General features: G+C 67.1%; 8 protein-coding genes and 1 pseudogene. 5 read left to right on the top strand and 4 right to left on the bottom strand.

Translation table 11 applies throughout. The features are described 5' to 3' along the window. Positions 1-2,487: alpha-mannosidase (locus tag WBV89_RS22075; protein ID WP_423983484.1), on the top strand; the 2,487-nt coding region annotated here is incomplete at its 5' end. Positions 2,488-2,500: 13 nt separating this feature from the next. Here WBV89_RS22075 and WBV89_RS22070 read toward each other — a convergent pair. Further along, complete coding sequence (locus tag WBV89_RS22070) at positions 2,501-3,754, bottom strand: M20 metallopeptidase family protein (RefSeq protein ID WP_423983483.1); 1,254 nt, start codon at positions 3,752-3,754, stop codon at positions 2,501-2,503. 107 nt (positions 3,755-3,861) lie between these two features. Here WBV89_RS22070 and WBV89_RS22065 point away from each other — a divergent pair, with 107 nt between their 5' ends. Together WBV89_RS22065 and WBV89_RS22060 are read left to right on the top strand one after the other, a co-directional pair. Beyond that, the gene (locus WBV89_RS22065) at positions 3,862-4,131 is read left to right on the top strand and encodes a WXG100 family type VII secretion target (RefSeq protein ID WP_423983482.1); all 270 of its coding nucleotides are present in this window, start codon (positions 3,862-3,864) and stop codon (positions 4,129-4,131) included. A 28-nt stretch (positions 4,132-4,159) separates the two neighbouring features. After that, the gene (locus WBV89_RS22060) at positions 4,160-4,873 is read left to right on the top strand and encodes an HAD family hydrolase (protein WP_423983481.1); all 714 of its coding nucleotides are present in this window, start codon (positions 4,160-4,162) and stop codon (positions 4,871-4,873) included. A 21-nt stretch (positions 4,874-4,894) separates the two neighbouring features. Here WBV89_RS22060 and coaA read toward each other — a convergent pair whose 3' ends face one another. Next, a complete protein-coding gene (gene coaA, locus WBV89_RS22055; RefSeq protein WP_423983480.1) occupies positions 4,895-5,857 on the bottom strand; it encodes a type I pantothenate kinase in 963 nt (320 codons plus the stop codon). Between the two features lie 45 nt (positions 5,858-5,902). On the opposite strand from coaA, the gene WBV89_RS22050 reads away from it, so the two are divergent. Beyond that, positions 5,903-7,309 (top strand): HsdM family class I SAM-dependent methyltransferase, encoded by a 1,407-nt coding sequence (locus tag WBV89_RS22050; RefSeq protein ID WP_423983479.1) that lies wholly within the window; start codon positions 5,903-5,905, stop codon positions 7,307-7,309. Between the two features lie 55 nt (positions 7,310-7,364). Further along, positions 7,365-7,787 (top strand): c-type cytochrome, encoded by a 423-nt coding sequence (locus WBV89_RS22045; RefSeq protein WP_423983478.1) that lies wholly within the window; start codon positions 7,365-7,367, stop codon positions 7,785-7,787. Between the two features lie 15 nt (positions 7,788-7,802). Here WBV89_RS22045 and map read toward each other — a convergent pair whose 3' ends face one another. Both map and WBV89_RS22035 read right to left on the bottom strand, forming a co-directional pair. Then, a complete protein-coding gene (gene map / locus WBV89_RS22040) occupies positions 7,803-8,783 on the bottom strand; it encodes a type I methionyl aminopeptidase (RefSeq protein WP_423983477.1) in 981 nt (326 codons plus the stop codon). Positions 8,784-8,810: 27 nt separating this feature from the next. Further along, positions 8,811-9,710, bottom strand: a pseudogene (locus WBV89_RS22035) (hypothetical protein); the annotation flags it as partial.

The following is a 9,710-nucleotide window of genomic DNA, read 5'->3' as shown; positions in this document are numbered from 1 at the left end:
CTTCTCGCCCCCGTCGGCGGCGGTGCTCGCCGTCACCGGATCATCGCGACCGGCCACGCCCACATCGACACCGCGTGGCTGTGGCCGATCCGCGAAACCATCCGCAAGTGCACCCGCACGTTCGCCTCGGCGGTCGATCTCATGGATGCGGATCCCGCGTATCGATTCAGTTGCTCCCAGGCCCAGCAGTACGCGTGGATCGAGGAACGGCATCCGGAACTGTTCGCGCGGATCGTCGAGAAGGTGGCGAACGGTCAGTGGATCCCGGTCGGCGGGATGTGGGTCGAGGCAGACATGAACCTGCCGTCCGGGGAGAGCCTCGCCCGGCAGATCATCTACGGCCAGCGGTACTTCACCGAGAAGTTCGGTGCGCCGTGTCGGGAGGTGTGGATCCCCGATGTGTTCGGCTATCCGGCCGGGCTCCCACAGTTGTTCGCCGCAGGCGGCATGACCCGCTTCGTGACCCAGAAGCTCTCGTGGAACAAACAGAACCGGTTCCCGCACCACACGTTCTGGTGGGAGGGCCTCGACGGCACCCGGGTGCTGACCCACTTCCCGCCGGTCGACACCTACAACGCCGAGATCACACCGGGCGAGGTCGGGCACTCCGTCGCGAACTTCAAGGAACACACCTGGAGCGACGTGTCGCTGATGCCGTTCGGTCACGGCGACGGCGGGGGCGGACCGACGCGCGAGATGCTCGAACGGGTGCACCGGCTGGCTGTGATCGATCCGGAGGCGACGCTCGAGATCGGTTCACCCGACGACCTCTTCACCGCGCTCGAACGCGAGGCGATGCGCGGAGCGCCGGTCCCGGTGTGGCGCGGCGAGCTCTACTTCGAGATGCATCGCGGGACCCTGACGAGCCAGATCAACACGAAGCTGGGCAACCGCCGGGTCGAGCGGGCGTTCTTCGCGGCCGAACTGTGGGAGGCGACCCATGGCATGCGCGAGGACACGGCGGACTCGGACATCCGCCCGATCGCTGAGATCTGGCCGGACGTCCTCACGCAGCAGTTCCACGACATCCTTCCCGGCTCGTCGATCGCCTGGGTCCATCGCGATGCGGAACTGGTCTTCCTGCAGGCGTATCTCGACCTGGCGCATCACACCGGGACTCACGTCTCCGCACTGGTGTCGAGTCCCGTGTCGGTCGCGAACCCATCAGGTGTCGCATTCGACGGAGTCCACGTGTTCGACGCCGGATTCCCCTCGCTCGACCCGGACCGGTGGGAGGAGCACGGGCTGCTCCCCGATCTGCCGACCCCGCTTCCGGACCTGCTCGCGCGATCGCCGCACCAACGCATCGGCCCCAGCGAGTTCGCGGTCGCGTTCGACGCGCCGGCGTTCGGCGTCGCCGAACTCAGCCCGCGTGCGACCACCGACCGGGTGGTCGTGACCGACTGCTCGATGACCAACGGCCACCTCGCCGTGCGCTGGAATGCGCAGGGCGAGCTGACGTCGGTGATCGACATCGCGTCGAGACGCGAGTTGATCCCGAACGGCGAAACCTCCGCTGTCCTCGAACTCGGTCGCGATCAGCCGGTGGAGTACGACGCGTGGGATCTCGAGTCGTGGGCGCGCGAGCATTCGCGTCCGGTCGACGGTGGAACCGTCACGATCGAAGCCGACGGCCCGCTGGTCGGTCGCGTGCACGTCTCCCGCAGCTTCGGACCGTCGTGTGTCGTCACCACCTACGAACTGCGCGCAGAATCACGCCAACTCGACATCGAGCTGCACATCGACTGGCACCATTCTGAACACCTGCTCAGCATCGCGTTCCCGCTCGACGTGCGGGCCGACACCGCCGCATGTGACGTGCAGTTCGGCGTCACCCACCGACCGACGCATCCGTCGTCGCCGTGGGATGCAGCCAAGTTCGAGGTCTGCGCGCATCGCTACGTCAGCGTGTCGGAGCCATCGTTCGGCGTGGCCGTGCTCAACGACGGACGCTTCGGGCACGCGATCTTCGGCGGAGCGATCCGCGTGAGCCTCGCACGCGCTGCGCGGTACCCGGATCCGGACGCGGACCAGGGTCCGCATCGGGTCCGCGTCGCGCTGCGACCGCATGACGGCGATCTCGGTGACGTACGTGCGGCCGCCGAGGCGTTGAATCGTCCGCTCGAGTTGACGGTCATCGGGACCGGTGGTGACCTGCCCGAACGCGGCGACGTCACGCCCATCATCTCGATCGTCGGTGCCGACGGCGGACCGGCCTGCGGTGTCGAGGTGGACGCGATCAAGCTCGCCGACGACGGCAGCGGCGACCTGATCGTTCGGCTGCACGAAGCCGTCGGCGACCGGACGAAGATCACGATCAGTGCCCGGAGCCGGATCGGTGCAGCCTCGTACTGCGATCTGATGGAGACCGCTCAGCGTGGAGAAGAGGTCGGCGACGGCGTGCTCGCCATCCCCCTCCGCGCGTTCCAACTCGTCACGCTCCGATTGCGCCTGGCCCCCGACTTCGACGGCCGCAGCGTTACGTAACGGGTCAGACCCGTTACGTAACGGCGAGTTTGCGGAGGGCCGTCGTGGCGTAGAGGGCGATGCCGGTGCTCATCGCGGACTCCTCGAAGAACACCCGGTTCGAGTGGTTCGGAGCCGCCTTCGCGAGGTCGTTGCCGAGCGGGGTCCCACCGAGGAACACCATCGCTCCCGGTACTTCGTTGAGGAGGTAGCTGAAGTCCTCCGCTCCCATCACCGGATGCGGAAGTTCGACCGTGGCCATCGGTCCGGCGACCTCGCGCGCGAGGCCGAGCGAGAAGTCGGCGAAGCGGTCGTCGTTGGTGGTGACCGGGTACCCGAAGTCGATCGTGACGTCGACGTCGCACCCGTGGGCGCTCGCGATCCCTTCGGACACCCGCTTCAGCCCGTCGTGCACCGATGAACGCGTGCGTTCGCTGACCGCGCGAATGGTCCCCTCGATCATCGCCGTCTCGGGGATCACGTTGTTCGTCGTCCCCGCGAGGAGCCGTGTGACGGTCAGCACCGCGGGGTCGAACGGGTCGATCGAGCGGGTGATCATCGAGTTGAGCGCGGTGACGATCTCGCAGGCGACCGGAACGGGATCGAGCGCGCGGAACGGCTCGCTCGCGTGTCCGCCACGACCGGTCACCGTCACGCGCAGGACGTCGGCCGAGGCCATCACCGCGCCCGGCCGCGTCGACACCCACCCGGTGGGCAACGCCGACGTCATGTGGATCGCGAACGCACCGGACACCGGTGACTGGCTTCCGTCGCTCAGCGCCGGCACGTCGAGCAGACCCTCGTCGAGCATGTGCTTGGCACCGTGGTGGCCCTCCTCACCGGGTTGGAACATGAACATCACGCGACCGGCGATCTCGTCGCGGCGCTCGGACAGCACCCGTGCGGCGGTCGCGAGCATCGCGGTGTGCGTGTCGTGCCCACACGCGTGCATGCACCCGTCGACCCGTGACGCAAAATCGAGACCGGTGTCCTCGGGCATCGGCAGGGCATCCATGTCGCCGCGCAACAGGATCGTCGGACCGGGGCGGTTCCCTTCGAGGAGTGCGGTCACACCGCTCGTCGTTTCGTGCAGGGTCACGTCGAGCGGCAGGTCCTCGATGTCGGCGAGGACTTCGTCGCGGGTGCGCGGGAGATGGTTACCGATCTCGGGCCACTCGTGGAGGCGACGCCGCATCGCCGTCGCCCGTTCGAGGTGCTCCGTGGCGTGCTCGCGCACGGAGGTGACCTGCGGGTCGACATCGACATCATCATCGGCTCGGCGGCTCATGAAGCGAACGTAGCCGACACGCGATTCCCCTCCGGCGCGATGACGACCCACTGAGGTGGTGGCGGCCCGAACGATGCCGCTTCCGTCCGAACCACGAGGAGTACACCATGACCCACGCAGCGAACCCCGACGAGCTCGAGGGGCTCGGTTCCACGCTCGAAGCTCAGATCGAGATCGTCAACAAGATCATCACGGACGTCGACTCACCGCTGAACTCGATCGTCTGGACCGGACCGGCGAAGGACGCCTTCAAGTCGGAGTGGGACACCAACTTCAAGGGAGCGCTCGGCAAGCTCAACGACGCATTCGGAGCGGCCGGCAAGGACTGCAAGCAACGCGCCACCGGGGTGCGTGCGGTGCTCGGCAACGGCGGCTGACGCGAATCATGCGCGTAGCCTGCTCGCCGTGAGCGAACGATCAGCACGCATCGAGCAGTTCGACATCGTGGCGTTCGACGCCGACGACACGCTGTGGAAGAGCGAGGACCTCTTCCAGGCGACCGAGGCGCGTTTCGCCGAGCTGCTCGCCCCGTTCACTCCTGCCGGCATCGATGTCCTCGACGCGCTCCACGCAACCGAACGTCTTGACATCGCCAGCCAGGGCTACGGCGTCAAGGCGTTCACGCTGTCGATGGTCCGCGCCGCCATCGACATGACCGACGGCGCGGTTCCGACCGAAGCGATCCGCGAGATCGTCGCACTCGGCGCCGACATGCTGGTCGACCGGGTGCACCTCCTCCCGCACGTGCCGGAGGTGCTCGAACGGGTCGGACGCTCGACTCGGCTCGTCATGATCACGAAGGGCGACCTCGTGCATCAGACCCGCAAGGTCACCACGTCGGGTCTCGAACATCACTTCAGCGACATCGAGATCGTGCTCGAGAAGGATCCGCCGATCTACGCCAAGTTGATGAAGCGCTTCGGTGTCGAGCCCGATCGTTTCTGCATGGTCGGCAACTCCGTCAAGAGCGACATCCTCCCCGTGATGGCGCTCGGTGGACACGCCGTGCATGTCCCGTATCACCTCACATGGGATCTCGAGCAGGTCGACGAGCACGACGAGGACGTCGTCGAACTCGCCTCGCTCGGCGACCTCCCCGGCTGGCTTGGAGTGGACTGACCGATGATCGTCCGACGGCCGCTACAGGCGGCGGAGTTGGACGCGGTCGACGCGGTGGTCCTTGCGCTTACGCAGGATCAGTGAGGCGCGGTCGCGCGTCGGAGCGATGTTCTCGCGCAGGTTCCGACCGTTGATCTGTTGCCAGATGCCGCGGGCGGTGTCGATCGCCTCGTCATCGGTGAGGTCGGCGTAGTTGCGGAAGAAGCTGTCGGGATCCTGGAACACCGACTCGCGCAGGGTCAGGAAACGCTCGACGTACCAGTTCTCGATGTCGGACTCGGCGGCATCGATGTAGATCGAGAAGTCGAAGTAGTCGCTCACGAACTCCGTCGCCGCCTCACCGGTCTGCAACACGTTGAGACCCTCGAGGATGACGATGTCGGGCTGTTCGATCACCACGCGTTCGTCGTCGACGATGTCGTAGACGACGTGGCTGTACACCGGCGCATCGACCTGCGGGTAGCCGCTCTTGATCTCGCGCAACACGCGGAGCAGTTCACGGGTGTCGTACGACTCCGGGAACCCCTTGCGATGCATGATGCCGCGTTCCTCGAGTACGTGGTTCGGGTAGAGGAAGCCATCGGTCGTGATCAGATCGACCTTGGGGTGGTCCGGCCACTGTGCGAGCAGGGCCTGGAGGATGCGCGCGAACGTGCTCTTGCCCACGGCGACCGAACCGGCGATCCCGATGATGTACGGAACCTTCGGTTCATGCGCGCCGAGGAACGTCGCCGTGACCTTCTGGAGGCTCTGGGTCGCGCTCACATACAGGTTGAGCAATCGGCTGAGCGGGAGGTAGACGGCCGTGACCTCGTCGAGGTCGATCCGCTCGTTGATGCCACGCAGCCGATCGAGATCGGGCTCGCGCAGGGTGAGCGGTGTCGCGGCGCGCAACTCGGCCCACGACTCCCGATCGAACGAGAGACGCCGTGAGGCAGGGCCGAGGTCGGCCTCGGAGATGGATGACAGCGAGGCATCGGCCACGTCGAGGACTGTAGACCCCGATCCTCCGCGTCCTAGCCTTCGAAGATGGGCACGGCCGATGGCGAGCGCAAGCAGCGCGGCGCGTGGTACACGCCCGAGCACCTCGTCGCGCAGGTCGTCGAGGCGGCGATCGACGAAATGTTCGTCGGGGCCAGGCACGGACGAACACTTCGGATCGTCGACCCGGCGTGTGGTGACGGTCGATTCCTCGTCGCCGCGGTGAAGGCCGTCCGCGAGGCCGGCGGTCGCGCGACCGGGGTCGGGATCGACATCGATCGGGAGACGGTCGACCGACTCGAGGCGCTCGATGACATCGAGGTGATCTGCGACGACGCGCTCACATCACGCTGGTGGGACGGTCGGACCGGCACGTTCGATCTGATCATCGGGAACCCGCCATACCTGTCGCAGCTCGCGGCGTCGACGACGCGTGGGGGTGCCAGTGCCCGTGGCGGCGGTCCGTATGCGGATGCGGCGGTCGAGTTCCTCGCGCTCGCTGCCGACCTGGTCGATCCCGATGGTGGACGGGTCGCCTTCGTCCTCCCGCAGTCGATCCTGTCCGCGCGCGATGCGGCGGAGGTTCGCGCGCGCATCGATGCGCGAGCGACGATGTTCTGGTCGACCTGGACGGGTGACCGGGACTTCGACGCACAGGTCGTCACGTGTGCGCTCGCGTTCGAGTTCGGTTCTGGAGGATCGGCGTCGGCAGCGCCGTGGTCGCACGTCGTGACCAGTCGTTCGGGCGTACCTCCCTGCCCGGACGTGTTCGACGGTCGCGAACCACCCGCGGGTCGGCTCGGCGACCGGGCGCGACTCAACGCCAACTTCCGAGACGAGTACTACGGCATGATCGCGGCGGTCGGTGATCACGACACCGGGCCGCCGCTGGTGACGAGCGGGCTGATCGATCCAGGTCGCTGTCGGTGGGGGCAACGATCGGTCCGATTCGCCAAGCAACGATTCGTTGCGCCGCGGCTCGACCTGACGATGCTCGACCCGAAGATGACCGCCTGGGCGGCACAGCGACTCGTTCCGAAGGTGCTGATCGCGAACCAGACCCCGATCGTCGAGGCGGTGTGCGATCCGGCCGGGGAATGGCTTCCGGGAGTGCCCGTGATCGCCGCCTACCCGCTCGACCCGCTCGACGCCGTGGATGCGGCGTGGGAGATCGCGGCCGTGCTGATCAGCCCGGCCGTCTCGGTCTGGGCGTGGCACCAACGCGGCGGAACCGGCCTCTCACCCTCCACGATCCGGCTCGGCCCCACGATGCTCGCCGATCTCCCGTGGCCGACGGGTCCGATCGATTCGGCCGTTGCCGCTCTGCGCGACGGTGACGTGGTCGGGTGCGGCCGACTCGCCGACGCCGCGTACGGCCTCGATGACGAGCACGCCGAGGTGCTCCGCGCATGGTGGCAGCCGGTCTACGACCGAATCCTCGCACGGGCACCCTGAGGGCGCGGAACGGTTGCAGTCACAAACCGTTCCGACGGTGCGACAATGCACCCTCGTGGACACGACCAGGCGGACCATCTCGACTCGAATCCTGCTCGCCGGCGGAGCCGCGCTGCTGACCCTCGCGGCGTGCGGCGGTGGCGGCGACAGTGGCCTGTCGGAACAGGCGCAGCAGGGCAAGAACCTCGCGACGTCGAACGGCTGCGCCTCGTGTCACGGCTCGGACGGTCAGGGCGGGGTCGGCCCGAGCTGGGAGGACCTCGCCGGCCGGGACGTCGAAGTGAAGGTCTCCGAGGACGATGGTGGTGGCACCACCATCGTGGTCGCCGACGACGACTATCTCCGCCGGGCGATCCTCGATCCCGGTGCCGACGAGGTGACGGGCTACACGGTGAAGATGCCGTCGAACGGGTTGACCGAGGACGAGGTGGACGACATCATCGCCTACATCAAGGAACTGACGAGCAGCGAGGGCTGAGCTCCGTCGCGGGTGTCAGCGATTCCAGGGAGCGAAGGGGCTCGCGGCACCTTCGCCACCGGTGAGCACCTCGGGTTCGCTGTCGGTGACGAGGAGCGTGTGCTCGAACTGCGCGGTTCGCTTGCCGTCCGATGTCACGGCGGTCCAGTCGTCGTCCCAGATCTTGTAGTTGATCGTGCCGAGGGTGATCATCGGCTCGATCGTGAACGTCATCCCCGGGCGCATGATCACGCTGGCGCGGCTGTCGTAGTAGTGCAGCACCTGGACGTCGGTGTGGAACTGCTCGCCGATCCCGTGGCCGACGAACGCCCGCACGACACCGTACTTGTACTGCTTGGCGTGATCCTCGATTGCTCGACCGATGTCGGACAGCGGTCGGCCGGCCTTGGCGGCTTCGATCCCGTGCCACATGCATTCCTCGGTGACCTCGACCAGCTGGCGGCTCTCCGGGTCGACGTCGCCGACGAAGAACGTCGCGTTGGTGTCGCCGTGGACCCCTCCGGTCCACCCGGTGACATCGATGTTGCAGATGTCGCCGTCGAGCAGGACCCGCGAGTCCGGAATCCCGTGGCAGATCACCTCGTTGACCGACGTGCAACAGGCCTTGGGATACCCGTGATAGTTGATCGTCGACGGGTAGGCGCCGAGCTCGATGAACCGCTCGTGCACGAAGATGTCGATCTCCTCGGTGGTGATGCCGGGAGCGACCATCGCTCCGGCCTCGCTGAGCACGGTCGAGGCGACCTTGCCGCTGTGGCGCATCGCTTCGATGATCTCGGGTGACTTGACGCGACTCTCGTCCCACGGCTCGTACTCGCCGGTGTCGGCGTAGGGCGGGCGGGCGATGTGGTCGGGGACCGAACGCATCGGCGACACGTCGCCGGGCAGGACGCGGCCTTCGAGCTTCTTGTGGCAACGCTTGTACTTGCGCCCGCTGCCACACCAACACGGTTCGTTGGCCTGTGGGAGTGTGGTCGGAGCCGTCGCGGTGGCCATGTGTCGAGGATACGGCGTGATCGACGATCAGGCGGTCGGGAGCGACCAGAGCAGGTTCTCGAGCAGCAGTCGCTCGTTGGGATTGCGTTCGAGCGTCTCGAGCGCCCGATGGATCCGGTGGACCGCGTCGGAGGCCTCTTGCACGCTCGGGGCGGTCCCCGCGGTGAGTGTGTCGCGATACGCGGCCGCCATTGTCGCCAGACCCGCGCGTAGTTCGTCGGTGCGCTGTCGGCGGAGCTCGCGCTTGTGGCGCTCCTCCAGTTGTTTCTTGCCGCTTCCGCGCTCACCGAACTCCTTGATCCGGGCGGTGAGCTCATCGGCTTCTGCCGACTGTTTGGCGGTCAGCGGTTCGGCCGCCTGCTCGATGAGTGCGAGCAATTCGGCAGCAAGACGCATCGCGACACTGCCCGAACCGTCGAGCGTCGACGGTGAGGCGAGGAACGCTTTGCGACGCTCTGCCAGTCCGGGATCGGTCGCCAACAGTCGCGCGCGGTCGAGATCGCCCAGTGCAGCCTTTGACGCGGCCTGCGCTTCGACCGGTCCGACACCCTCGGTCAGCAGGCGCGCCGCGATGACGCCGTCGGCGATCGACCGGAAATCGATGCGCGCGCACCGTGAGGAGATCGTGATCAGCTCGTGGGGGATGAAGTCGGCGCAGATGATGAACATCGTCGAGTCCGGCGGCTCCTCGATCGTCTTCAACATCAGGGCGGCACCCTCCGGCCTGAGCAGGTGGAACTCGTCGAGGATCAGCACCTTGCGCGAGCTCTCCGTCGGCGCGAGCGATGACACGCGCACGATCTCGCGTGCCTGCTCCGCCGAGATCGATGCGCCGGCCCGGACGACCTCGCGAACGTCGGGGTGCTCGCCGCGCAGCGCCAGTCGCGCGTCGCGCTGATCGGGGTCGTCGCCACCGCTGATCAGCCG

It is taken from the genome of Ilumatobacter sp., assembly GCF_049588435.1.
GTDB lineage: Bacteria > Actinomycetota > Acidimicrobiia > Acidimicrobiales > Ilumatobacteraceae > Ilumatobacter_A.
Note: the sequence above shows the minus strand (reverse complement) of the source record. Positions and strands in the feature narration are given on the sequence as shown.

Coding starts and splice junctions, on each gene's coding strand:
- map (WP_423983477.1), bottom strand. CDS start 8,783: ATGGCCACCGCGACGGCTCCGACCACACTCCCACAGGCCAACGAACCG.
- WBV89_RS22050 (WP_423983479.1), top strand. CDS start 5,903: ATGGGCACGGCCGATGGCGAGCGCAAGCAGCGCGGCGCGTGGTACACG.
- WBV89_RS22070 (WP_423983483.1), bottom strand. CDS start 3,754: ATGAGCCGCCGAGCCGATGATGATGTCGATGTCGACCCGCAGGTCACC.
- WBV89_RS22065 (WP_423983482.1), top strand. CDS start 3,862: ATGACCCACGCAGCGAACCCCGACGAGCTCGAGGGGCTCGGTTCCACG.